The 25,907-nt window shown below is 45.2% G+C and carries 22 protein-coding genes, 1 tRNA gene and 3 pseudogenes; 9 read left to right on the top strand and 17 right to left on the bottom strand.

Translation table 11 applies throughout. The features are described from left to right. Positions 1 to 726 (top strand): pyruvate formate-lyase-activating protein, encoded by a 726-nt coding sequence (gene pflA / locus M1B78_RS04170; protein WP_257939965.1) that lies wholly within the window; start codon positions 1 to 3, stop codon positions 724 to 726. A gap of 451 nt (positions 727 to 1,177) precedes the next feature. On the opposite strand, the gene M1B78_RS04165 is transcribed toward pflA, so the two are convergent. Next, complete coding sequence (locus M1B78_RS04165) at positions 1,178 to 2,506, bottom strand: porin family protein (protein WP_257939964.1); 1,329 nt, start codon at positions 2,504 to 2,506, stop codon at positions 1,178 to 1,180. After that, on the bottom strand, positions 2,507 to 3,055 hold the full coding sequence (locus tag M1B78_RS04160; RefSeq protein ID WP_136009232.1) for an RNA polymerase sigma factor: 549 nt from the start codon (positions 3,053 to 3,055) through the stop codon (positions 2,507 to 2,509). A 181-nt stretch (positions 3,056 to 3,236) separates the two neighbouring features. Between M1B78_RS04160 and M1B78_RS04155 the strand changes: the two genes are divergently transcribed. Then, a complete protein-coding gene (locus M1B78_RS04155; protein WP_257939963.1) occupies positions 3,237 to 3,938 on the top strand; it encodes a NigD-like protein in 702 nt (233 codons plus the stop codon). 70 nt (positions 3,939 to 4,008) lie between these two features. After that, positions 4,009 to 4,161, top strand: a pseudogene (locus tag M1B78_RS18690) (ATP-binding protein); the annotation flags it as partial. A gap of 139 nt (positions 4,162 to 4,300) precedes the next feature. On the opposite strand, the gene M1B78_RS04145 reads toward M1B78_RS18690, so the two are convergent. Continuing rightward, entirely contained in the window at positions 4,301 to 4,546 is a 246-nt protein-coding gene (locus M1B78_RS04145; RefSeq protein ID WP_257939962.1) for a hypothetical protein, read from the bottom strand. A gap of 42 nt (positions 4,547 to 4,588) precedes the next feature. Then, the gene (locus M1B78_RS04140) at positions 4,589 to 6,208 is read right to left on the bottom strand and encodes an ABC-F family ATP-binding cassette domain-containing protein (protein ID WP_257932525.1); all 1,620 of its coding nucleotides are present in this window, start codon (positions 6,206 to 6,208) and stop codon (positions 4,589 to 4,591) included. Between the two features lie 295 nt (positions 6,209 to 6,503). Here M1B78_RS04140 and M1B78_RS04135 point away from each other — a divergent pair, with 295 nt between their 5' ends. Then, complete coding sequence (locus M1B78_RS04135) at positions 6,504 to 7,136, top strand: nucleotide exchange factor GrpE (protein ID WP_257932524.1); 633 nt, start codon at positions 6,504 to 6,506, stop codon at positions 7,134 to 7,136. An 11-nt stretch (positions 7,137 to 7,147) separates the two neighbouring features. Further along, the gene (gene dnaJ, locus M1B78_RS04130; protein WP_257939961.1) at positions 7,148 to 8,320 is read left to right on the top strand and encodes a molecular chaperone DnaJ; all 1,173 of its coding nucleotides are present in this window, start codon (positions 7,148 to 7,150) and stop codon (positions 8,318 to 8,320) included. A 149-nt stretch (positions 8,321 to 8,469) separates the two neighbouring features. Here dnaJ and M1B78_RS04125 read toward each other — a convergent pair whose 3' ends face one another. From M1B78_RS04125 to M1B78_RS04105, 6 genes and pseudogenes are all read right to left on the bottom strand, one after another. Then, positions 8,470 to 8,925: a WbuC family cupin fold metalloprotein gene (locus M1B78_RS04125; RefSeq protein WP_255260461.1), complete on the bottom strand. Its 456-nt coding sequence runs from the start codon at positions 8,923 to 8,925 to the stop codon at positions 8,470 to 8,472. Next, entirely contained in the window at positions 8,925 to 9,272 is a 348-nt protein-coding gene (locus M1B78_RS04120; protein WP_257930828.1) for a UpxY family transcription antiterminator, read from the bottom strand. The genes M1B78_RS04125 and M1B78_RS04120 overlap by 1 nt, the downstream gene beginning before the upstream one ends. Continuing rightward, on the bottom strand, positions 9,251 to 10,357 hold the full coding sequence (locus M1B78_RS04115; RefSeq protein WP_257930827.1) for a Wzz/FepE/Etk N-terminal domain-containing protein: 1,107 nt from the start codon (positions 10,355 to 10,357) through the stop codon (positions 9,251 to 9,253). Before M1B78_RS04115 ends, M1B78_RS04120 begins: the two co-directional genes overlap by 22 nt. An 8-nt stretch (positions 10,358 to 10,365) precedes the next feature. After that, a pseudogene (locus tag M1B78_RS04110) lies at positions 10,366 to 12,429 on the bottom strand (SLBB domain-containing protein); the annotation flags it as partial. 204 nt (positions 12,430 to 12,633) lie between these two features. Further along, positions 12,634 to 12,834: pseudogene (locus M1B78_RS18850) on the bottom strand (hypothetical protein); the annotation flags it as partial. Positions 12,835 to 13,421: 587 nt separating this feature from the next. Continuing rightward, positions 13,422 to 13,494: transfer RNA gene (locus M1B78_RS04105), tRNA-Thr, on the bottom strand. A gap of 566 nt (positions 13,495 to 14,060) precedes the next feature. On the opposite strand from M1B78_RS04105, the gene mltG reads away from it, so the two are divergent. The 4 genes from mltG (at position 14,061) to M1B78_RS04085 (ending at position 18,684) form a co-directional block, all read left to right on the top strand. Then, the gene (gene mltG, locus M1B78_RS04100) at positions 14,061 to 15,092 is read left to right on the top strand and encodes an endolytic transglycosylase MltG (protein ID WP_257930826.1); all 1,032 of its coding nucleotides are present in this window, start codon (positions 14,061 to 14,063) and stop codon (positions 15,090 to 15,092) included. A gap of 75 nt (positions 15,093 to 15,167) precedes the next feature. Beyond that, positions 15,168 to 16,760 (top strand): thiamine pyrophosphate-dependent enzyme, encoded by a 1,593-nt coding sequence (locus tag M1B78_RS04095; RefSeq protein WP_176468134.1) that lies wholly within the window; start codon positions 15,168 to 15,170, stop codon positions 16,758 to 16,760. Positions 16,761 to 16,764: 4 nt separating this feature from the next. Beyond that, positions 16,765 to 17,346, top strand: a complete 582-nt coding sequence (locus tag M1B78_RS04090) for an indolepyruvate oxidoreductase subunit beta (protein WP_176468135.1) — start codon at positions 16,765 to 16,767, stop codon at positions 17,344 to 17,346. Positions 17,347 to 17,376: 30 nt separating this feature from the next. Continuing rightward, positions 17,377 to 18,684 carry a phenylacetate--CoA ligase gene (locus tag M1B78_RS04085; protein WP_257939960.1) on the top strand — a complete coding sequence of 436 codons (1,308 nt, stop codon included), beginning with the start codon at positions 17,377 to 17,379 and terminating at the stop codon, positions 18,682 to 18,684. Positions 18,685 to 19,136: 452 nt separating this feature from the next. Here the strand turns inward: M1B78_RS04085 and rplT are convergent, their stop codons facing one another. From rplT to ruvX, 7 genes are all read right to left on the bottom strand, one after another. Then, on the bottom strand, positions 19,137 to 19,487 hold the full coding sequence (gene rplT, locus M1B78_RS04080) for a 50S ribosomal protein L20 (RefSeq protein WP_007214085.1): 351 nt from the start codon (positions 19,485 to 19,487) through the stop codon (positions 19,137 to 19,139). A 100-nt stretch (positions 19,488 to 19,587) separates the two neighbouring features. After that, positions 19,588 to 19,785 carry a 50S ribosomal protein L35 gene (rpmI, locus tag M1B78_RS04075; protein ID WP_016273436.1) on the bottom strand — a complete coding sequence of 66 codons (198 nt, stop codon included), beginning with the start codon at positions 19,783 to 19,785 and terminating at the stop codon, positions 19,588 to 19,590. 67 nt (positions 19,786 to 19,852) lie between these two features. After that, entirely contained in the window at positions 19,853 to 20,452 is a 600-nt protein-coding gene (infC, locus tag M1B78_RS04070) for a translation initiation factor IF-3 (protein WP_257939959.1), read from the bottom strand. A 121-nt stretch (positions 20,453 to 20,573) separates the two neighbouring features. Beyond that, positions 20,574 to 22,514: a threonine--tRNA ligase gene (gene thrS / locus M1B78_RS04065; RefSeq protein ID WP_257939958.1), complete on the bottom strand. Its 1,941-nt coding sequence runs from the start codon at positions 22,512 to 22,514 to the stop codon at positions 20,574 to 20,576. Positions 22,515 to 22,593: 79 nt separating this feature from the next. Then, entirely contained in the window at positions 22,594 to 24,648 is a 2,055-nt protein-coding gene (locus tag M1B78_RS04060) for a tetratricopeptide repeat protein (RefSeq protein WP_257939957.1), read from the bottom strand. A 116-nt stretch (positions 24,649 to 24,764) separates the two neighbouring features. Further along, positions 24,765 to 25,322, bottom strand: coding sequence for a peptide deformylase (gene def, locus M1B78_RS04055; protein ID WP_257930821.1), 558 nt, complete (start codon positions 25,320 to 25,322; stop codon positions 24,765 to 24,767). 46 nt (positions 25,323 to 25,368) lie between these two features. Next, positions 25,369 to 25,794 carry a Holliday junction resolvase RuvX gene (gene ruvX, locus M1B78_RS04050; protein ID WP_016273432.1) on the bottom strand — a complete coding sequence of 142 codons (426 nt, stop codon included), beginning with the start codon at positions 25,792 to 25,794 and terminating at the stop codon, positions 25,369 to 25,371. Positions 25,795 to 25,907: the final 113 nt, after the last annotated feature.

Raw genomic sequence — 25,907 nt, 5'->3', positions numbered from 1 at the left:
ATGATAAATGTACACTCCTACGAAAGTATGGGAACATTCGACGGGCCGGGTCTCCGGCTCGTCGTTTTCCTGCAAGGATGTTTGTTCCGTTGTCTGTATTGCGCCAATCCGGACACTATCGACGTGAAAGGCGGTACCCCTACCACTCCGGAAGAGATTCTGCAAATGGCAGTCAGCCAAAAGGCATTCTTCGGGAAGAAAGGAGGTATTACTTTCTCTGGCGGTGAGCCTACCCTGCAAGCAGAAGCGCTGATTCCTCTTTTCAAGGAGCTGAAGGCGAACGGCATCCATATCTGCCTGGACAGTAACGGAGGTATCTGGAATGAAAAAGTGGAAGAACTCTTCAGCCTGACCGACCTCGTGTTGCTGGACATCAAGCAATTCAATCCCGAACGCCACCGCATGCTGACGGGACGGAGCAACGAACAGACACTCCGCACCGCTGCCTGGCTAGAAGAGCATGAGCGTCCCTTCTGGTTGCGCTATGTACTGGTTCCCGGTTACAGCGACTCGGAAGAAGACATACGCCTGCTGGGCGAAAGTCTTGGCAAATACCAGCAGATACAGCGGGTAGAAATTCTTCCTTACCACCGTCTGGGCGTTCATAAATACGAAGCCATGGGATGGGAGTATAAACTGAAAGAAGTGAAAGAAAACAGCCCGGAACAGTTGGCACGAGCAGAAAAAGTGTTCAAAGAATATTTCACGAATGTTGTAACCAACTGAAAAGTCCCCCAAAACAAGGCTGTCCGGATATGGTTCCGAACAGCCTTTCCTCTATAGGACAAGAATCCTATTCTTTCAAGTCATAGGTAATCTGCCGCACATCGTCACTACTGCCGCCTACCATAAAGACGAAATCACCGTCTTGACCGAATCTCTCGCCCACTGTCACGATAATGACATCCGAAGCCTCAGCAGCCTACATACAAGGTCACCACTTTGTTCCGGTCTGTAGTGGCAGCAAAGCACCTGCCATATCGTACTGGGATGTTGATAGTCCTCCTATCAAGGTTATCTTACTCGTCTGTACCGTTAACGGAAGCACGGATTCTCAGTAAAAAGCCGTGTCCCTTCATCCACCAACGAAGAGAAACACGGCCGAAAGTTATTAAGAAGATTCTGAATCGGCAGGAAAGTAGACAAAAACATGTCTGTCCTGCCCATCCGCTTGCCATCAATAAGTAAGACGTATGCCGGCCTGCAGCGTAAAGTTACACGGGTTCTCCTTGCGTATGGTCTGTATAGACGAACCGTCATCAAAGAAATAGGATACTCCCGGCTCCACATACAAGCCCACCCTATCGTTTATGTTATACTGAGCACCGACAGCACCCATGACAGAAAGCTGTACCGGTTTCACTGTTTCACTCTCAGTACCAATCTTGCCATACACACATTTTTCAATGGCACCACCCGCTGAAACATACATCGCAAAGTTCTTCGTATTTACAAAGTTCCAATTGGCCCGTACCGGGATGCCAATATAATGCAGCTTTTGGCTTATCTTTTCCGAGCTGCCCTCATATCTTACGTCAGAAGCAAGATAAGTATACGTCAGCCCACTTTCCACAGAGAAGCCTTTCGCCAAATTTTTACGTACCGAAATTCCGAAGTTGAGCGGCTGCTTGTGGTCAATGTCCGCAATCTTTTTCTTATGCCTTTGAAGATAGGGCATACCGTCCTTGAAAACCAGTTCCTGCCCATCGGGGATGGTAACAATACCATTGGCCGTAGAGGACAAATCCACATTACCGCCATAAATAGGACTTTCAGGCATGCTATTCGACATGACATTCGCCTCCCCTTCATTAACCAACGAAAAGCCTCCCGTGTTTCCTACGCACAAACCCACTGCCCATCCTTTAGCCCCCCTGCCAGAACTGTTTCTTTCCGGAAGATGCAGTTTGTCTCGCCCGGACGGACGGTAGCGGTCTTCCCTTGTCCTCTCCGGTTCCTCTGTCGGCATTGTGGTTTCATGGCCCGCATCTTCCACTAGCAGCTCCTCTGTCTGCTGTCCGATACCGGCAGTCTCATCTGCCGTTTCATCCGGAAACATTTCCTCCCTCTGTTCTTCGTTAACCCATATTCCGACATGTCGTGCAACCAAAGGGCGACTTGCCTCCTTCTCGGATGCCGATACATTTCCATATGTCCGATAAGCAGGTTCTACGGAATTAGTCCGTACAGCAGGTAACATCTGTTCCGGCAAGACGTCTGGAACCACAGCCCAGGCAGGCACTGACGTATGCCGCATCTCATTACCTATCGGGCTCTGCAACAGCCACAGACTGACAGACGATACTGCCGCCAACAACACTGCTGCCGTAGCCACCGCCCAGCGGTGGAAAGGTATCATCTTATGCGGTCTGGCTATCGGAGTTCCGGAAACGGACAATTCCTTCTCCAACCGCTCCCATCCGGCAACCGGCAACGGTTCGGAATAGTCTTTCAGCTTGTCTTTTATCTTTTCCAACCACAATTCATCTTCCATACGTTCCTTCATTTAATCATTTCTTTTTATCCACTCACGTACTTTTGCCGCTAAAGTCGCTTTAGCACGCGTCAACTGCGAGGCAGAGGATTTTTCATTAATTCCCAATAGTCGAGCAATCTCCTTATGAGATTTCTCTTCAAAAATATATAAGTTGAATACGGTACGGTAGCCGGCAGGCAATTCACTGATAAACTGCATCAATACCTTTTGAGGAACGGCATCTATTGACGAACCTTCCGGTTCCTCATAAGCTTCGGGTGCATTCTCCAAGGGCGATGACTGATTCATCACATCATTTTTCCGCAAATATTGCAATACCGTATTCACCATTACGCGTTCCATCCATGCCCGCAGAGAACCCTCTCCCCGCCAAGTGAACTTATCGAAAGAATCAAAAAGTTTCAGAAAACCGTCATGCATCAGGTCTTGAGCAGTCTCCTGGCTACCTGCATAACGGAGGCATACGCTGAACATGCGTCCCGCATAGCGCTCATACAGTTCTTTGCGGGCAAGATTGTCTCCTTGTCTACAGTGTTCTGCCAATTCCTGTTCTTCCATTCTTTCTTTTAACACGTGTTTTACCTTAAAAATGCAACTGATACAAAATTACTGCATCAGACAGAGAAGAAAATCATACTTTCATTTCTTTAACAATATACTACGCAGTATTTAGTTTTTCACCGCATTTTCTGAGTACAAAAATAAGTTTTAAACAGAAAAGAGCTAAAACCTACCACTTATGAAGAAACTGAGAATGACATTGGCAACATCCGTGCTTTTATTTCTTACTGCCGCTGTATTGCAGTCATGTTTGGACGATTGGGATGACAAATATGCTTTGTTCGCCGTAGGCACGGTGAAGGTCATTGAAGGAAAGGACTACTATTTCTCACTGGACGAAGGAAGTAAACTATATCCCAGTGACACAACCTATGTTCACAACTATGCCGTAATAGACGGACAGAGAACTTTCATCTACTTCCACGAACTGGAGGAGAAACTTCCGGGCTACGAATACAATGCCCAAATAAAGCACATAGAGAACATTCTGACCAAAGACATCTACTCCATGCCTGCCGAAAAGGCGGACAGTATCGGCGACGACAACATCAACGCTACGGATTTATGGATTACGGGCGAGTATCTGAACATCAAATACCAATTCTACCACAGCAATAACAAGGACAAGAAGCACATGCTGAACCTGGTCATCAACGAAGCAGCCGCCGGCGAAAACAACAAACCGGATTACGTCAATCTCGAATTCCGCCACAATGCCTACAATGACAGCCAGCTCACACTGGGCACCGGACTGGCCTCCTTCAAGCTGGCCAATATAGCAGAACAGCTGAAAGATAAAAAAGGAGTGAACATCCGTGTCAAAAGTCTATATGACGGTGAACGGTTCATGTCCATAGACATTAAAAAAGAAAATAACTAAATCTCCTGAAAACACATCTTTCAACATCTCAATGAGAAGTGGAGTAACATTTCAATTTAAATATGTTACTCCGCTTTATTTCTACGTATCCGATACGGGACTCGGTATTCCCCAAGACAAGCAAGAGAGCATATTCGGCCACTTTGTCAAGCTCAACAATTTTGCCCAAGGCACCGGACTAGGATTGCCCATCTGTCAGATGTTGGTACAGCACATGGGAGGCAATACAAGCTCCCTATTCTCTTTCCGCATCATGTCGGCAGCAAAAGTAAAGCAGATTTCATAACTCTATGCCACCAATACTGTCGAGGAGTATCATCGCCAAGTACGGAAAGTTACAAAAACAAAGGCATGCTCCCTAATTAATGACAGCCACGATTTATCAGGGCTGTGGAATAGACCTTTTCGCCTAATTCTATCATTCTTTTAGAAAGGTGTCCCATTCCATCAAGGAGTGTCTTTTTCTTTGCTACAAAGATACGGATATTCAGCTTATAATGGTTCAGTAGCAAAATAGATACGGAGAAAGAATCGTTCTTCCATAACGGAAATATTGTTCCACCGTGGCGAAAAAATCGTTCCACCATGGTGGAACGATTTTTCCTCATGATGGAACGATTTAAAATATGCTTATTTAGTTCTTAGCGTTATCACTTAGCTGCGTACATACGTGCACGTAACTCTTTAATGTGGTCCGAAGTGATATATTCATCATACTCCATCATCTTGTCGATGATACCGTTCGGAGTCAGCTCGATGATACGGTTGGCAACCGTCTGAATGAACTCATGGTCATGGGATGAGAACAAAATATTGCCCCTATAGGTCTTCAAGTTATTGTTGAATGCCTGAATGGATTCCAAGTCGAGGTGATTGGTCGGTGTATCCAAAATCAGGCAGTTGGCATTACGAAGCTGCATGCGCGCAATCATACAACGCATTTTCTCCCCTCCCGACAATACGCTCGCCTTCTTCAAAACTTCTTCTCCGGAGAAAAGCATACGTCCCAAAAAGCTCTTCATGTAAACTTCATTGCCCTCACCGAACTGACTCAACCAATCTACCAGATTCAGGTCTGTATTAAAGAATGCAGTATTGTCTAGCGGCAGGTAGGCGGTAGTAATAGTCACCCCCCAGTTGAAGGTACCCGCATCCGGTTTCATATTCCCGTTGATAATCTCGAACAGAGCAGTCATGGCACGCGGGTCATGGGAAAGGAATACAATCTTGTCTCCCTTCTCTACATTGAAGTTGACATCGCGGAACAGCACTGTACCATCTTCCAGCGTCTTTGTCAAACCGGAAACCTCCAGTATCTGATTACCCGGTTCGCGCTCAGGCGTAAAGATGATGCCCGGATACTTACGGGACGATGGCTTGATTTCTTCCACATTCAGTTTCTCCAGCATCTTCTTGCGACTGGTAGTCTGCTTGCTCTTTGCCACATTGGCACTGAAACGGCGGATAAACTCTTCCAATTCCTTTTTCTTCTCCTCGGCTTTTGCCTTCTGGTTCTGCTGCTGACGAAGCGCCAGCTGGCTGGATTCGTACCAGAAGCTATAGTTACCGGCAAAAAGATTAATCTTTCCGTAGTCAATGTCTACCGTATGCGTACAAACGGAGTCGAGGAAGTGGCGGTCATGACTCACAACCAGTACAGTGTGTTCAAAGTTCGACAAATAATCTTCCAGCCAGGTCACAGTCTCCATGTCCAAGTCATTGGTCGGCTCGTCCAGCAGCAAGTTGTCCGGATTTCCATAAAGAGCCTGCGCCAGCATGACACGCACCTTTTCCTTATTGTTCAACTCACCCATCAACAGATAATGCTTGTCTTCCTTGATACCCAAGCCACTCAGCAAGGCGGCGGCATCACTTTCGGCATTCCATCCGTCCAGCTCGGCAAACTTCTCTTCCAATTCGGAAACCTTCAATCCATCCTCGTCCGTGAAATCCTCTTTGGCATACAGCACTTCGCGCTGCTTCATGATGTCCCACAACACCGTGTGTCCCATCATCACTGTGTCCATCACTGTAAAAGCATCCCACTTGAAGTGGTCCTGGCTTAAAACGGAAAGACGCTCTCCCGGAGCCAGCATGATGGAGCCCGTCGTAGGGTCCAGCTCCCCGGAAATCGTTTTCAGAAATGTAGATTTTCCGGCGCCGTTGGCACCGATGATACCATAACAGTTACCACTTGTAAACTTCAGGTTTACGTCATTGAACAACACTCTTTTACCAAACTGTACTGAGACATTAGAGACTGTAATCATCTTTATATTTACGATTTATTTACAATTTACTATATAATACCTAATTAGTCTGCGAATTGCGAATGCAAAGATAGTGCAAATTGAACGTAAAACTTTCATGCTCGCATGAAAAAGTTTTGCTGAGATACCGCCTATCTTATTCAAAGATAGTTATTTTTTCCATGAACAAACACTGGGAAGCGCTGTCAATCTGGCATAAAAGTATTACCTTTGCAGCATTTTCGGCAAAAATATCCGTTTTGGCAAAGTTTTTGCTGGGGCACTGGTATCATATTAACTTAAACCCTTGACAGCAATGAAAGCAAAATCATTTTACAAGAATAACAAGCATAACAATATGAATCCGAAAGAAAAAGAAAACAACCAGGAAGAGGAGTTGAAAACTCAAGCTACTCCTAACGAATGTGACGAAGAAACCGTAGGACAAGAAGCTTCACAAGAAAACGAGGCTCCCCTGACAGAAGAAGAAAAGCTCGCCCAGGAACTGGAAAAGGCAAATGAACAGATTGAAGAGCAGAAGGACAAATATCTGCGCTTATCTGCCGAGTTCGACAATTACCGCAAACGCACCATGAAGGAGAAAGCAGAACTTATCCTGAACGGTGGTGAAAAAAGTATCAGCAGCATCCTGCCCATTGTGGACGACTTTGAACGCGCCCTAAAAAACATGGAAACAGCCACCGACGTAGCTGCCGTAAAAGAAGGTGTTGAACTTATCTACAACAAATTCATGTCTGTACTGGGACAAAACGGTGTTAAAGTGGTAGAGACAAAAGAACAACCGCTCGACACAGACTATCACGAAGCCATCGCCGTGATTCCGGCACCCAATGAAGAACTGAAAGGCAAAATTCTGGACTGTGTACAAACCGGTTACATCCTAAACGACAAAGTGATCCGTCATGCCAAAGTGGTAGTCGGAGAATAACATAAAACTGTATGGAAAAAAGAGATTACTACGAAGTATTGGAAGTCGAAAAGACAGCAACGGCAGAAGAAATAAAGAAAGCCTATCGCAAAAAAGCCATCCAATATCATCCGGACAAGAATCCGGGCGACAAAACAGCCGAAGAAAAATTCAAGGAAGCGGCAGAGGCATATGACGTACTAAGCAATCCGGACAAACGTGCCCGCTACGATCAGTTTGGTCATGCCGGACTGGGTGGTGCCGCCGGTAATGGCGGTCCGTTTGGCGGCTTCAGCGGAGGTATGTCCATGGACGACATCTTCTCCATGTTCGGTGATATCTTCGGCGGACACAGTGGAGGAGGTTTTGGAGGTTTCGGAGGTTTCGGCGGAGGTGGCGGTACACAACAACGCCGCTACCATGGTTCGGACTTGCGCGTCAAGGTAAAACTGAACCTCAAGGAAATCTCTACCGGTGTGGAAAAGAAATTCAAGCTGAAGAAATACGTATCTTGTACCCACTGTCATGGTACGGGAGCCGAAGGCGACGGCGGTGCTGAAACATGTCCGACTTGTAACGGCAGCGGCACGGTAATCCGTAACCAGCAAACCATACTCGGCACCATGCAAACAAGAACGACTTGCCCGACTTGTGGCGGTGAAGGTAAAATCATCAAAAACAAGTGTAAGGAGTGTGCCGGTGAGGGTATTGTATACGGTGAAGAAGTAGTAACCGTAAAAATCCCGAAAGGTGTCGCAGAAGGCATGCAACTCTCTATGGGAGGAAAAGGAAATGCAGGCAAGCACAACGGTGTGCCGGGCGACCTGCTGATCCTTATAGAGGAAGAGCAAGATCCGAACCTGATACGTGACGAAAACGACTTGATTTACAATCTACTCCTCAGCTTCCCGACAGCCGCCTTAGGTGGTGCGGTCGAAATTCCTACTATTGACGGAAAGGTGAAAGTAAAAATTGACTCAGGTACGCAACCGGGAAAAGTACTCCGCCTGCGCGGCAAAGGTTTACCCAACGTGAACGGATACGGTACGGGAGATTTATTGGTAAACATCAGCGTATATATACCCGAAACGCTGAGTAAGGATGAGAAAAAAGCATTGGAAGAGATGGAGACATCGGATAACTTCAAGCCGAATACTTCGATTAAAGAAAAGATATTCAAGAAGTTCAGAAGTCTGTTTGACTGATAACATGGAACATAAAAGAAGAGGATGTGTCAAAACCCTCTTTTTAACAAAATCACCCTTGCTACAGATATCTGTGACAGGGGTGATTTTCATATTTTTGGTGTTTTGACACATCCCCTTCTTTATGTTCTATCGGGGAAATGTTAAAGCTACTCCAACATCCTCTTCATAAAAGCCTCTATTCCCTCCACATCAGAAGCCTGAGGAGCCCACGAAGCCAAATCCTCTGAAGGCAGAGGCTGATATGGGCCTTTTTTAATTTCAAAAATAACAGTACCTGACTCCAAGGCAATAATACTATGCCATGTATTAGAAGGAATCTCCAGACCATATTTACCTTCCGAAGGATTAAGACATACCCTATCTGTTACATTGCCGGCATCATCATAAAAAAACGCCAGCAGACTTCCACGCAAAACCAGATAAGTTTCTTCCTTATCCGTATGACGGTGAGGAGGAAGATAAGTTCCAGGTTCCAAAGCATTCAGCAACCGATGAATAGGGGCATCCATAGACGCATGAAAATTATAATTCATACGTAAGCGGGAGTTCTCCTTAGCTTGTGAAGTAACGGTATCCAGCAGTTCTTCTGTTATCAGCTTCATCATAACTTCAGTAATTGAGCAAACTTGGCAGGAAGTTCTGCTTTTCCTGCTTCAATAGACAAACTTTTTCCTTCTTTATCTACTAATATAGCAGCCTTCTGCGAGGAAGCCAATGAAGTAACTTCCGCCACATTACCAGCAACAAACAAACATCCGGAGAAAAGAGGAGCAATCACCTTCCGGGTACGCCCCTTCCATTTTACAAACACAGCCTGCATCGGGCAATATGTAGTATATCCCGCAGCGTTCAAACACTGCATCAACTTATGCTCAGACTTGGGTGCTGTGTACAATGTATGCCAGCACATCATCTCATTATCCGTCATCATATTGTTTGCTTTTTCCATTCCTTTAATAAATCTTTTACAAATAATATCCATCCCACACTGCCGACACCTGCTAAGAACATGAAGCCAATCAAAATCATCAATTTATTGGGCTTTGCAGGCTTTAAAGGTACCGTAGCCGGCTGAACAACCGTATATACCGGTGTAATCTCCTGCACCTTAGCTCTTGCCATCTGCAATTGTTGAGAAACTTGCGTATATACTTGATAGGCTAAATTCATTTCATTCTGTAAACGCTCTTGCTCTGCACGATAACTCAGCAATATTATATTCTGGTTTGCATCTACAAAATTAGCATATTTCTTCTGGGCATCCTCATAACTGGCCTTTGCTTCTCCGTAAAGTTTTTCGGTAAATGCCAAATCATGACGAGCCTTATTAGTCCGATAATCTGTGATGTAGTTCTGCAGGCAATGCATCACAGTATCTGTCAGTGAAGCAGATATCAAAGGATCCTGCATAGTAACAGACAAGGTTGTCACACCTGTCTTTTTGTCTACAGAAACAGAGATACGTTTACTTAAAGCATCTGCAATGGCAGCCTCATCTTTAGTAAGACGAAAAGGATCCAGCTTTGCATCCCCCCCTTCCGGTTCATCCATAAACAAGGACAATGTCCATCCCAATACCTTAAAAGGAGCGGAAATAATTGCACTCCACCAAGGAGAACGTTGTTCCTCTTTCAAATAAGCATATAAAGTTGTGTCTACTTTTGCTTTCTGATCCTTGACTCTAACATCGAACAGTTCAATCAGAAAAGGAGTAGAACTTACAATATCAGGATAGAGTTCGGGGGACAAAGCATCTTCACCGGAAGAAGCACCCAAATTGATACCCGCCATGGCTGCAAGAGCTCCCATACTTCCACCGGCAGACTTGCCACCGCTCTCCGGAGCCAAAGTCACACTTGTAGAGTACTCCTTAGGAATACTAAATGCAACAACCAGTCCTACAAAGGCAGCGATGCCACACGCCTTAAAAACCAATTTGCGACTAGCCCATACCTTCTGGGCCAGTTCTATCAAATCTATCTCTTGTTCCTCAGGTTGTGGAGAAGGCATGTTTTGTATTCTTTCTTCGCTCATAATTCAAATTACTTAAAGAGATTAACCATAGTCGCAATCATCGCTGCAATAGAAGCTGTCGTACTTCCCATTCCCAAAATTTCAGTAGTAGTCATCTTCTTTTTCTGTTCTTTACTTGGAACAATTATTTCACAACCAGGTTCAATTGCTTTCTTGTTTCCAGCTCTTAAACGAGAAACTGTACCATTCATGTATATTACATAGGCCTTGCGTTTCTTGGCATCGTTGCCAAAGCCACCAGCCTGATTGATGTAATATTTCAAGCTTTCACCCTTTTTATATAAAACTGTATTCGGATACATTACAGCACCGTTGATTTTCACTGTACTTACATACTCCGGAACAAACAACACATCTCCCTCACGAAGTACCATATCAGCATCTGAACCAGGATTTTTCAAGGCCTCTCCCAGATTTATACCTACAGAATAGGTATTGGACAAATCCAATCTTTTCACAGATATGGAATCTCCGCCTCCGGCTTGTGCCATACGCAGTGCATCTTCCTTACGACGGAATTCTTCTTCAGTCATTCTACGCATAAGACGTGCTCCTTTTATATAAGCATCGGGAGTTACCCCACCAGCCTTAGCTATCAAGTCACTCAAACGTTCATTCTTTTTCGATAGTGCATAATTACCGCCAAAAAGAACTTCTCCACCCACCATAACATTCTGTTGTTTAAAATAAGACGGACTCTTACGAACATAAACTTCATCAAAAGGTTCAAGATGAAAATCCTGACTTCCTTCTCCCAACAATAGGCCATCCTTCAAATCAAAAGAGAAATTCTGGCCTACCGTAGTACAGAAAGACGTACTCTTGGAATCTTTCATACGCCGTGCCACTTCAACCTTTGTTGTAGCCGCTGCCTCCAACAGACCACCAGCCTGCAACACCAAATCCTCTACAGTCATCTTATCAGAATAAAGATACGTACCCGGATTGGCTATTTCACCATGGATGGTAAGTGTAGCTTCTTCTTTCAAGTCATGAATACTTGGAATATATAAAATGTCATTCTTCTGCAAAGGAATATCTGCCGTTGTCCCGTTCAGCAAACCTTTTACATCTACTTGTATAATCTCATGCGACAAGTCTTCAAGCTCACGGTCGATTATAGCACGATTCAAGAATGCATCTCCGCGAAGTCCTTCCGCTTTCTTAATCAACTGCTTCACTGTATTCATTGTACCGTCCAACTGATATAAGCCTTCACGATATACGGCACCGCGGACTTCCACACGATTCTCAAAACGCTGTAAAACGGAGTCAACCGTAATCTTATCACCATCATCTATGCGGAATACGGAATAATCCATTTCATCCACATTATAAATTTGATGTTCACGTCCACTTTTACGAATTATACGTAATGCTTTCTTATAAGCATCACCCGTAAAACCACCTGAATACTTCAATAATGTACCTACGGTTTCAGTGGGTTTCATTTCATAAAACATCGGACGTTTTACCTTACCCAATATCTGTACCAATGACTGGTAAGGATCCACAAGAATCACATCACCATCCTGCAAACGGATGTCATCCTTCATTTTTCCTTCCATAAGCAAATCGTAAACATCCAAATCCGCTATTGTATTTCCATTGCGAATCACTTTAATACTGCGTAAACTACCAATCGGGTTTACACCACCTGCACGATATAGTGCATGGAATACGGAAGCAAATGATGAAAGGGTATAAGTTCCGGGCACCATAACTTCACCCATAACGTTTACTTGAATAGAACGTATTTCCCCTAATGTCAATTTAACTTGGGTAGAAGGCACATTTCCAGTTACTCCGGAATATATTCTGGCAAACTCTTGTTTCAAATAATTATTGGCTTCCTTTACAGTTTTACCATTGAGATAAACCGGTCCCAGATTATTCACAAGGATGCTCCCTTCCGGAGATATCGTTTGCCGAATCGTTGTTTCAGAAGCCCCCCACACATCAATAATCACCTCGTCACCAGGTCCCAAACGATAGTTCTCGGGAGTAGCGACATTTACATTGGGCTCGAAAGTCAAATTATCGTTAGTAAAAATATTATGACCATAAATTTGCGAAGCCAGATACTCCGTCTCTTTCTCTTGAGGCAAGGAACGATTATCCATCATTTGTAAAGAATCTCCTGCAGCCACTGTTTGTCCGGCAGAATACGTTTCCGAAGTTGTCCGCAACCCTTTGACCACACCACTCATTTCACCACGTTGACGAGAACGTTTCTCATCTTGCGTATTGCGCTGCGAATTTCCAGATTTGGAGTTTTCATACTTTTTCTGAATTCTTTCAACTTGTTCCTTTGTCACTCCACGCCGCATTAATTCAGTAGTAATCTGCTTTTGATTTTTGCCCATCTGCTGAGCGTTTTTTACATACTGAACAACCTGATCATCTGACATCTGCTGAGCGAAAGCTACCCCTGACAAAGTAAATACCAAAAAGAATAGTGCTATTAATTTACGCATAAGATGATTAACCTTTTGAGTTCTTGTAATAAATATAAATCGGGCGCAAAGGTAATATATTATTTTTATAATATACATTTATTCCACCTCTAAGTTTCAGAAAAAGCATTAAAAAGCTGTTCTTTTCACGCCTTTTCATTTGGTAGAAGAAAGCGGGGAAATTGACACTATTTTTTTATTTGTCCAATCAAAGCCCTTTTTTTCAATATAACCATGTTGCCCCAAGGCCAGTATAACTTTTCCCCATCCCCGTAGCTCCCACTTCCAGGGTGAGCATACAAGCTTCGAACAAGGCCATCATACAATAAGGATTCATTCATCATGCTTCTTAGCTTGGTGTTTATAATAGGAGCATCAGACCTTTAGCCACTCTTATTTTATGTCTGCTGTCCTTTAGAACTTTTGCCTTGAAAATAGCTAATTAAGGGTTACCATAATAGATTAAAATTTGAAGGATAAGTTTTGGATAAGTTATTTAGTCCACCAGTGGACTATGAATCCTTCTTAAAAAAAATCGAAGAATTATAAAACAAAAGCAGAAGCCTAATTGTTTCAAATATAAGACAATTAATGGGCTTCTGCTTTTGAGCCGCTAGCCAGACTTGAACTGGCGACCTACGCGTTACGAATGCGTTGCTCTACCAACTGAGCTATAGCGGCAATAAGCTTTTGTTTACGGGATGCAAAGGTACACCTTTATTTGAAAAGGCAAAAAGAATTTCTGTTTTTTTTGGAAATATTTTAGAGCCTGTTCAAATTTTCCTCGGTATAACTCAGATGAAGCGTGTCAACCAAATGGGCTATCTGCCCGAAAAGCGTTACGTTTCCTACTGTTCCGGTCTTGCTGCCAGCATTGACACGTTCCTCATCGAGCTGACATGCTGAGAAGCCGAAATATCCATCATGAAAAAACACAGTTCCAAAGCATTCCTAACTTCTTCTCTCGTAGTTAGTCACTGCCGTTTTTGAGGTATCCCCGGCACGGAAATCGCCATAGGAATTAAGCACGTCCGAAAAGCTGACACCTTCAACAATAGAATTTACCTTTGTCACGTCCGTTACACTCTCTGTCTTCTTAATAGCAATTCGGGTAAGGGTTGTCATTCGGCAGAGGCAGAAAGGAGGAAGATGGTAGAGATGTCAGCTATCGAATTAACTGATATGACTTGATGGTTTTCACTCCATTTTTTACTAACTTTGCCCAACTAAAGACATTGTAAAATAAAATGGAAAAGAAGAAAATCATTATCGGAACATTCATCGCACTGACTCTCATCGGAGCAGCTTGTGCAGGAACAGCATACTACTATCTGTTTGCCCCGCAATTCCATCCGCAAAAAACAGTCTATATCTATATAGACCGCGACGACACCACCGATTCCATATATAATAAGGTGAAACGACAAGGCCATCCCCGGAGCTTCAACGGCTTCCGCTGGATGGCCCAATACAAGAAATATCCCACAAACATACACACCGGACGCTACGCCATCCGACCGGGAGAAAATGTATATCACGTATTCAGCCGTCTGTACCGCGGATATCAAGAACCGATGAACCTCACCGTCGGCAGCGTACGCACGCTAGACCGCTTGGCACGCAGCGTAGGCAAACAGCTCATGATAGACTCCACCGAAATAGCCGGACTGATGAACGACTCCGCATTTCAACAAAAACTGGGATACACCAAAGAGACTATGCCTTGCCTCTTCATTCCCGAAACCTACCAAGTCTATTGGGACATGAACGCAGAAGAATTTTTCGAAAGAATGCAGAAAGAGCACCAGAAGTTCTGGAACCAGGAACGCTTAGATAAAGCCAATGCCATCGGAATGACCCCGACGGAAGTCTGTACCCTCGCGTCCATCGTCGAGGAAGAAACAAACAATAATTCCGAGAAACCGATGGTAGCAGGACTCTACATCAACCGCCTGCACACCGGCATGCCCCTGCAGGCCGACCCTACCATCAAATTTGCCTTGCAGGACTTCGGTTTGCGGAGAATTACAAATGCACATCTGGCGGTAGAATCACCCTACAATACCTACCTCAATGCCGGACTGCCTCCCGGCCCCATACGTATCCCTTCACCCATCGGACTGGATGCGGTGCTGAATTATACGAAACACAACTACCTCTACATGTGTGCCAAAGAGGACTTCTCGGGTACCCATAACTTCGCATCCAACTATGCCGAGCATATGAAAAATGCAAGAAAATATTGGAATGCATTAAACGAAAGAAAGATTTTCAAGTAATCTGCTGATAAAATAAAAGCAAAATCCTATATTTGCGTCTATAATAATCCATGACTAACACTTAAATATTCAGATATGAGCAAGCAACTCTTACTTGGCGATGAAGCCATTGCACAAGCTGCATTAGATGCCGGACTTTCGGGCGTATATGCCTATCCCGGCACTCCTTCTACGGAAATCACCGAATATATTCAAATGGCACCGGTTACTGCCGAAAAGAACATACATAACCGTTGGTGCTCTAACGAGAAAACTGCGATGGAGGCCGCCTTGGGCATGTCCTTTGCAGGCAAGCGTTCACTGGTGTGCATGAAGCACGTGGGTATGAACGTGGCCGCCGACTGTTTCATCAATTCTGCCATTACAGGAGTAAAAGGCGGTCTGATAGTCATTGCTGCCGACGACCCCAGCATGCACTCCTCACAGAACGAGCAGGACAGCCGTTTCTATGGCGACTTCTCCCTCATCCCGATGTACGAGCCAAGCAACCAGCAGGAAGCCTACGACATGGCGTACAACGGATTCAGCTTCTCCGAACAGACCGGCGAGCCCATCCTGATGCGCATGGTTACGCGCCTGGCCCACTCCCGCTCCGGCGTAGAGCGCAAGGAACGACAACCGCAGAATGAGATTTCCTTCAGCGACGACCCGCGTCAGTTCATCCTTCTGCCGGGTAATGCACGTAAACGCTACAAAGCATTGCTGCAGCGCCAGGACGAATTTATCAAAGCTTCTGAAAACTCCGCTTACAACAAATACACCGACGGTCCCAACAAAAAACTGGGCATCGTGGCATGCGGCATCGGCTACAACTACCTGATGGAGAACTATCCCGAAGGTTGCGAATATCCGGTACTGAAAATCGGACAATATCCGTTGCCCAAGAAACAGCTGATGCAGCTGGTAGAGGCGTGTGACGAGATTCTGGTACTGGAAGACGGGCAACCCTTCGTAGAAAAACAACTGAAAGGTTATCTGGGCATCGGCATCAACGTAAAAGGCCGCCTGGACGGTACCTTGGCGCAAGACGGAGAACTGAACCCGGACAGCGTGGCGCGTGCCATAGGCAAGGAGAACAAGGCTGAGTTCAGTGTTCCTTCTCTGGTAGAGATGCGCCCGCCCGCCTTGTGCGAAGGGTGCGGCCATCGCGACATGTACACGGTGCTGACCCAAGTATTGAAAGAAGAATATCCCACATACAAGGTATTCAGCGACATTGGTTGCTATACGCTTGGAGCCAATGCCCCATTCAACGCCATCAACTCTTGCGTGGATATGGGCGCATCCATCACCATGGCGAAGGGCGCTTCGGATGCCGGTCTGCATCCTGCCGTAGCCGTCATCGGTGACTCCACCTTCACCCACTCGGGCATGACGGGATTGCTGGATTGCGTCAACGAAAACGCCGACGTCACCATCGTCATCTCCGATAATGAAACCACTGCCATGACCGGAGGACAAGACTCTGCCGGCACCGGACGTCTGGAAGCCATCTGCGCCGGCATCGGTGTAGCCCCCGAACATATCCGCGTCGTAGTCCCCTTGAAGAAAAACTACGAGGAAATGAAGCAAATAATCCGGGAAGAAATCGAATACCACGGCGTATCCGTCATCATACCCCGCAGAGAATGTATCCAGACATTAGCACGCAAAAAAAGAAACAAGTAAAACCATGAAAAAAGACATCATACTTTCCGGCGTAGGAGGACAAGGTATCCTCTCCATCGCCACCGTAATCGGCAAAGCAGCCCTTAAGGACGGACTCTATATGAAGCAGGCAGAAGTACACGGCATGAGCCAGCGAGGCGGTGACGTGCAGTCCAATCTGCGTATTAGCAACCAACCCATCGCTTCAGACCTCATTCCCACAGGAAAATGCGACCTCATCATCTCCCTGGAACCGATGGAGGCACTGCGCTACCTCCCCTACCTCAGCCCCGAAGGTTGGTTGGTGACCAATGAAGCTCCCTTCATCAACATCCCCAACTATCCTGCAGAAAAAGACATCAAGGCTGAAATCAACAAGTTGCCGCATAAAATCATGCTGAATGTGAACGAAGTGGCAAAAGAAGCAGGTTCTCCCCGCGTAGCGAACATCGTACTTCTGGGCGCCACCATCCCCTTCCTCGGCATCGACTATGCAAAAGTACAAGACAGTATCCGCGAAATCTTTCAGCGCAAAGGCGATGCTATTGTTGAGCTGAACCTCAAAGCACTGGCAGCAGGCAAAGAGATTGCAGAAAAACTGATATAAACTATAATTGACCCTAAATTTCACCATACCATGAATAACAAATACTGGGAAGAAGAGATTGAAACAATGCCCCGTGAGCAGTTGCGCGAACTGCAACTGCAACGGTTAAAGAAAACTGTCAGCATTGCCGCCAACTCGCCCTATTACAAAAAGGTATTCCAAGAGCATGGCATCACCGCCGACAGCATCCGGTCTGTAGAAGACATACGCAAGATACCCTTTACCACTAAGGCCGATATGCGCGCCAATTATCCTTTCGGATTAGTCGCAGGAAATATGCGTGAGGACGGAGTACGTATCCATTCTTCCAGTGGCACTACGGGCACACCGACAGTCATCGTACACTCTCAACACGATTTGGACTCTTGGGCTAACTTAGTAGCCCGCTGCCTCTATATGGTAGGCATCCGTAAGACGGATGTTTTCCAAAACAGCTCCGGCTACGGCATGTTCACCGGAGGACTGGGTTTTCAGTATGGAGCAGAGCGTCTGGGTGCACTGACTGTTCCGGCCGCTGCCGGCAACAGCAAGCGCCAGATTAAGTTCATCACCGATTTCAAAACCACTGCCCTGCATGCTATTCCCAGCTATGCCATCCGTCTGGCCGAAGTATTCCAGGAAGAAGGTATAGACCCGGCCGGTACAAGTCTGAAAACGCTTGTAATCGGCGCCGAGCCCCACACAGACGAGCAACGCAGAAAGATTGAGCGCATGCTTGGTGTCAAAGCCTACAACAGCTTCGGTATGACGGAAATGAATGGTCCCGGCGTAGCTTTCGAATGTACCGAACAAGACGGCATGCATTTTTGGGAAGATTGTTACCTGGTCGAAATCATCAATCCCGAAACCGGCGCCCCCGTACCGGAAGGTGAAATCGGCGAACTGGTACTGACAACCTTAGACAGAGAAATGATGCCGCTCATCCGTTATCGTACACGCGACCTTACCCGCATTCTGCCCGGCAAGTGCCCTTGCGGACGTACCCCCATCCGTATAGACCGCATCAAAGGCCGTAGTGACGACATGTTCATCATCAAGGGAGTCAACATCTTCCCCATGCAGGTGGAAAAGGTGCTGGTACAATTCCCCGAATTGGGCAGCAATTACCTCATCACGCTCGAAACGGTCAACAATCAGGATGAAATGATTGTAGAAGTTGAGCTCAGCGACCTCTCTACCGACAACTATATCGAGCTGGAGAAGATTCGCAAAGCAATCACCCGTCAGTTGAAAGATGAGATTCTGGTCACCCCGAAATTACGGTTGGTAAAGAAAGGCTCCCTACCACAGAGTGAAGGAAAAGCTGTGAGGGTAAAAGATTTGAGGAACAACAAATAAACCGTAAAACCTCTTTTCAAAACAGACCATCTGTTTCACAATCACCCGCATCCGCATAAAAAGAAAGAGGAACAGTTATCCAAACAGATTACCGTTCCTCTTTTATAGAAAGCCGCACCGATGATGTGATGAAACTCCGTATGACATGATTTGAGTGCTCCTCCTCTTTGTAATCCACCGACTCAAGAGTTACCCCGAAGGGCGTGGCCCGCCATTGAGAAGCGAAGCTTGTCTCGGTATTTCATAAAAATTGATGAGTTTCCCGATTCAATCAATGCGGCTATTTTTTCTATAACAAAGGTAATGAGTTTCTATGAAAGAAACAAGAAAAAGCAGCAAATTGTTTCAAGTCCTTTTAAAGTTTTCCTCCCTTCCAGGACTATCAGAAGACAAAAAGTGCTGACTACCAAAATAGTAATCAGCACCTTGCGATTTATTTGCTAACTGTGTTTTTACGCAGCCTTTGCTTTAGCAACGATAGCCTTGAAAGCTTCCGGATGGTTCATCGCTAAATCAGCCAATACTTTGCGGTTGATTTCGATACCGGCTTTGTGCAAAGCGCCCATCAGCTTAGAGTAAGACATACCTTCCAGACGAGCGGCAGCATTGATACGCTGAATCCACAAAGCACGGAAGTTTCTCTTCTTGTTCTTACGGTCACGGAACGCATAGGTCAAACCTTTCTCCCAAGTATTCTTGGCAACAGTCCAAACGTTCTTTCTTGCACCAAAGTAACCTCTGGTCAATTTCAAAATTTTCTTTCTTCTTGCTCTAGAAGCAACATGATTTACTGATCTTGGCATAGTTTTACTTGTTTTTGAATGTTAGCGCCGTTACTTCACGCAGCGGACTTAAAGCTAATGCATTCGGTTAATAACTTTAATACTTTTGTACGCTTTTCAATTACTTCATTGCTAAAAGCTCTTTCACTTGGCTTACATCTGTTGTACTGACAAGTGTAGAGTAGCACAAATTTCTTTTCTGCTTCTTAGTTTTCTTAGTCAAAATGTGACTATGAAAAGCGTGCTTTCTTTTGATTTTACCTGTTCCGGTAAGAGTAAATCTCTTTTTAGCACCGGAGTTAGTCTTCATCTTTGGCATCTTTTTTAAACTTTTTAATTATTAAATTATATGGCAACGCACTATACCTATGGCGTTACTCACTTCTTTATTCTTCTGTTTCAGCCGACACAGCCTTTGGCGCATCTTCTGCAGGCTTGGGAGCTACGTTCTTCTTCGGTGCCGTCATCTTCTTCGGAGAAAGCTGAATAGTCATTCTCTTTCCTTCCAGAACCGGCATCTGGTCTACTTTCGCATAGTCTTCCAAGTCATTGGCAAAACGGAGCAGCAACACTTCTCCCTGCTCTTTGAACAAGATGGAACGGCCTTTAAAAAACACGTAGGCTTTCACCTTATCGCCATCTTCCAAAAAGCCTTTGGCATGCTTCAACTTGAAGTTATAGTCATGGTCATCAGTCTGAGGTCCAAAACGTATTTCCTTCACGTTTACCTTCACCTGCTTTGCCTTTTGCTCTTTCTGACGCTTCTTTAACTGGTAAAGAAATTTAGAATAATCAATAATACGACAAACAGGGGGTTGTGCATTCGGAGAAATCTCCACGAGATCCGCTTCATGTTCTTCAGCAAGTCTTAAAGCCTGCCCTATCGGATACACTTTTGGTTCTACTTCATCGCCCACTATGCGGACTTCTTTGGCCCGGATTTGTTCGTTAATCCGATGTTGCCCTTTTAAGCTGTCATTCTTCATTAAATAACGTTTACTTCCAGTTTGTTTCTTATTTACTATTCCCAAATTAATGTTTTATGTTAAGTAAAAGCAATCTTTAGAACATCCAATATATGCTATGCTTCTACAATTGGGCGCAAAGTTACCATTTATTTATCATATTCTGAACTTCTTCGTTCATTTTTTTGGCAAATTCTTCAAATTTCATGGTTCCTTTATCACCTTCTCCCTGCTTGCGGACAGCAACTTCCTTATTTTCAGCCTCCTTTTCACCTACAACCAGCATGTACGGAATACGCTTCATCTCATTGTCACGAATCTTACGACCAATCTTTTCATTGCGTTCGTCCACAATGGCACGGATGTCATATCTCTTCAAGCATTGTTTCACTTCATGCGCATAGTCGTTGAACTTCTCGCTGATAGGCAGAATAGCGACCTGGTCAGGAGTCAGCCACAACGGGAACTTGCCGGCCGTATGCTCAATAAGAACAGCCACAAAGCGTTCCATAGAACCGAACGGAGCACGGTGAACCATTACGGGACGGTGCTTCTGATTGTCGGCACCGGTATATTCCAGCTGGAAACGTTCCGGCAGATTGTAGTCCACCTGGATGGTACCCAGCTGCCAACGGCGACCGATGGCATCCTTCACCATGAAGTCCAGTTTCGGACCATAGAAAGCGGCTTCGCCATACTCTATTTTCGCCTTCAAGCCCTTTTCTTCACAAGCTTCGATGATGGCTCGTTCTGCCTTTTCCCAGTTTTCGTCGCTACCGATATACTTCTCACGGTTCACTTTGTCGCGCAAAGAAATCTGCGCTTCGAAGTTTTCGAAGTCCATAGATTCGAACACGATGGAGATAATATCCATTACACGGAGGAATTCATCCTTTACCTGGTCCGGACGGCAGAAGATATGCGCATCATCCTGCGTGAAGCTACGCACACGTGTCAATCCGTGCAACTCACCGCTCTGCTCATAACGGCAAACCGTACCGAACTCTGCCAGACGCAAAGGCAAATCTTTGTAAGAACGGGGTGAGTTTTTATAAATCATACAGTGGTGAGGGCAGTTCATCGGTTTCAAGAAGTACTCTTCCCCTTCTTCCGGTGTATGGATAGGCTGGAATGAGTCCTTACCATATTTTGCATAGTGACCGGAAGTGATGTAAAGCAATTTGTTGCCGATAGGCGGACACATTACCTCTTGATAATCGTAACGAGCCTGGATGCGGCGTAAGAAGTCCTGCAAGCGGATACGCAGTGCAGTACCTTTCGGCAACCACATCGGAAGTCCCTTACCTACCGTGTCGGAGAACATGAACAAGTCCATCTCCTTACCGATTTTGCGGTGATCGCGCTTCTTTGCCTCTTCCAGCAGAACGAGATACTCATCCAGCATCTTCTTCTTAGGGAAGGTGATACCATAGATACGGGTCATCATTTTACGGTCTTCTTGTCCACGCCAGTAAGCACCGGCAACGGAAGTCAGCTTAATAGCCTTGATAGGAGCTGTGGTCATCAAGTGAGGGCCACGGCACAAATCAGTAAACGCACCTTGCGTATAAGTAGTGATGTGACCGTCTTCCAATTCGGAAATCAGCTCGCATTTATAAGTTTCTCCACGGTCGCCGAACATCTTCAAAGCATCTGCCTTGGCAATGTCTTGTCTGACAACCGCTTCTTTCTTAGCCACCAATTCAGCCATTTTTTTCTCAATGACCGGAAGGTCGGCTTCCTTGATAGTCGTTTCACCCGAATCCACATCATAGTAGAAACCGTTTTCGATAGCAGGACCTATACCGAACTGGATGCCCGGATAGAGCTCTTGCAAAGCTTCGGCCAGCAAGTGGGCACTGGTATGCCAAAAGGCATGCTTGCCCTGCTCATCCTCCCATTTATAAAGAACCACTTCAGCGTCTTGCATGATAGGACGCCCCAAATCATAAGTTTCTCCGTTCACGCCACAAGCCAGCACATCCTGTGCCAGTCGAGAACTGATGCTTTCTGCAATCTGCAGTCCCGTTACTCCTTCGTTATATTCACGAACAGAGCCGTCTGGAAATGTTATCTTTATCATAGTTTATATGTATATTTCATTTTTCAGAACGCAAAAATAACTAATTCTTTTTGATATTCTATTTTTTAGCAAAAAAATGTTATTCACGTGTATCTGTAAACCTCTTTATAATGTTATAGGCCGACACAATGCCCAACTCTCCAGCTTTACTCAAATCGGCAATACCTTGTTTGTTATTCCCCAGGAAGATGTGCGTCAATCCACGGTTAAAGTATGCTTCTGCAAAATCGGGACTCAACTCAATCGCCTTGTCATAATCCACCAAGGCGGCACGGTAATCCTTCAGCAACGAAGACACATTGCCACGGTTGTAATAGCCATAGACAAAATCAGGAGCCAATTGGACAACATGATCCAGGTCATTCTTCACAACTTCATAGTCGATGGCCGTCACTTCAGGCTTTTTCATTTCCGTTGCACCCAGAGTGGCACCTTCACTCATTGTGGCTTCGGCCTTTTTATATTCCAGTTGCTTATAACGCACCAAAGCACGCATAAAGTATGCCGGGAAGAAAGTGTCGTCCAACAAGATACTCTTTGTAAAGTCATCTATGGAACTGGCAAAATCCTGAACCAGATAGAAATCCAGACCTCTCATGAAACGTTTCTTGGCGTTCTTCTCGTCAGCCACCACATCAGACGTATGAGCGTCTATCAAAGCAAAGTGGAAGCGTACTTGTTCCTCCGTCAACGGAGCTTCCATATTGGTAATGCGCAGTAGCTTCGGGAACTGTTTCGAATGGTTCAGTTCCTCGATATACTTATGATAATGTACGATACGCTTCACATCGCTCAGTTTCTCATAATAAGTCAAAGCATACATCGGCTCAAGCTTGATGGTCACATTCCGGTCTTGTACGCGTCCGCGATAATCGCTCTTATAACGCTGGTCAGCTTCCGAATCGTCCGCTATTACAATTTTCCGATAGTTTTCCATGTTCTTGTCCGATTTCTTACGTGTCTTCCCGCCATTGGAGTTTTCCGAAGAATTATCCGCAACATCCTTACTGTCGCTATCTTCTTTTTTCTCACCGGAAGAAACACCGTTGCGCTTGTCTATCTGCATCTTCATGATTTCGAACTCATCCTGTTCAGCCCCCTTATGGTCGCCAATCTTTTTACGGGCTTCGGCACGCCGATAATAGCCTGCCATAAAGTTAGGATATTCTGCAATCACTTTGGAATAGTCGCTGACTGCTCCCCGGTAATCCCCCGTTTGAGCACGCAACAAACCACGATTGAAGGTAGCCATCATGTTGTCCGGCTCTATCTTCAACACAAAATCAAAATCTTCTATCGCCCGGTTGTCATCGCCTACCTGGGCACGCAGCAACCCCCGGTTGTAGTGCCCGAGAAAATTATTCGGATCAATATCCAGAGCCAAGTCATAGTCGCTCATGGCACCTCTCAAATTATTCTGATGGAAACGCGCCAAGGCACGGTTGATATAGTTGCCGGCATTCTTTGCACTCAGATGGATGGAGTGGTCCAAATCAGCTTCGGCCTCTTTATACTTCCCCTGCTGAAGACGTACAATGGCTCTTGCTCCCCATCCGTCCGGGTCATAGCAGTCCATACCGATAGCTTTGTCAAAATCATGCAAAGCCTGTATCGTATCGTTCTGTTTCAGAGAAACTTCACCACGCATAAGATAAGCACGTGTGTACCTGGGGGCAATTGTCAGGAGCGTACCCAAATCTTCCTTAGCCGACTCATAATCTTCTTTTTGAATATGGCAAAGGGAAAGGTTATGCCAAAGCACCAGATTCTCGGGGTCGTATTTGAGGGCAGTTTTATAATCTTCAATCGCCCCGTCAAACTTGTTCTGCCGGATACGTGCCAGTCCCCTGATCTGGTAAGCACCTACTACGAAAGGATTTCTTTGAATCGCAGCATCGCAATCACTCTCCGCCCCCTGATAGCCATCCAGATTGATTTTTGCCAGTCCACGGAAAAAATAAGGCTCATACAAATAAGGTTTCGCGTTGATTACCTGATTAAAATATTGGATAGAAAGCACGTAATCCTCAAAATACAACGCATTCCGAGCAATGGTCATCACCCGTTCCGTATTGATTTGTGCATACAACAATGTAGGTAACAGCAAAATAGCCGTCAGTATTTTTTTTATCATCTTGTTCTATAAATGCTTGTAAACGAAACAAAAGTAACGTTTTTCATTTACTTGTCGGGATTAGCGGAACACTTTTTATATTTTTTGAGCCTTTTATACCATATTATATGATTGACTTACTTCTTGACGGTTTTCACCTTATAAGTACAGTGTGCCTTGCCTTTCAACATAGCGTTCAGTTTTCCTTTAATCATCTGCTTGCGAAGCGGAGACAAATGGTCTATGAACATCTTTCCTTCCAGATGGTCGAATTCATGCTGCATTACGCGTGCCAGATAACCTTCGACAACCTCCTCGTGTTCTTCCAGATTCTCGTCCAGATACTTCACACGTATCTTATCGCCACGCTTCACCCCTTCATGAATTCCCGGGAGGCTCAAGCACCCCTCATCCATAGACACGGTTTCACCTCCCACTTCCAAAATATGGGCATTGATATACACCTTACGAAATCCTTTGTATTCCGGCAAATCCTCGGACAAAACATCCAAATTGACCACCACTACACGAATAGGAAGACCTATTTGCGGAGCTGCAAGCCCCACGCCTTCGGCATGGTCCATGGTTTCAAACATATTCTCAATAAGTTCCTTCAAGTTCGGATAGTCCGGAGCAATATCCTCTGCCACCTTTCTCAATACGGGCTGGCCGTACACATAAATGGGTAAAATCATTTCCTTAATTACAATATTACTTAATTACACATTACTTCCCTATACATTATAAGAAGGAGAAGCGCTTGTTCTCCAAATAAGTTTGCAGAATAATAGTCGCACTGATTTCGTCCACCAACGCTTTGTTCTGGCGAGCTTTCTTCTTCAAGCCGGCCTCAAGCATCGTCCGATGAGCCAGAACAGAAGTAAAACGTTCGTCTACATATTCAACCGGCATGTCAGGCAGTTTCTTCTTCAACGAACGGACAAAAGGCTCGATATTCCTCATGTTTTCCGAAGCCTCATTGTTCATCTGCTTAGGCAGACCTACCAAAATCCGCTCCACCGGTTCCTTAGTCACATAATCAAGAAGGAACTGCAACAGTTGGTGTGTAGGCACAGTTGTCAGTCCATTGGCAATCATCTGCAATGTATCGCTCACGGCTATTCCCGTACGTTTCCGACCGTAGTCTATGGCTATTATTCTACTCATAATGGGCTACAAAATTACGATTAAAATTTGGATTTTGCCGTTAATCTTACATATATAATACAGAAAAAGGGGATGTCTGGTAATATCAAACATCCCCTCCTCTGATTTTTCCA

Source organism: Bacteroides muris (ex Fokt et al. 2023) (assembly GCF_024704895.1).
Taxonomy (GTDB): domain Bacteria; phylum Bacteroidota; class Bacteroidia; order Bacteroidales; family Bacteroidaceae; genus Bacteroides; species Bacteroides muris.
Note: the sequence above shows the minus strand (reverse complement) of the source record. Positions and strands in the feature narration are given on the sequence as shown.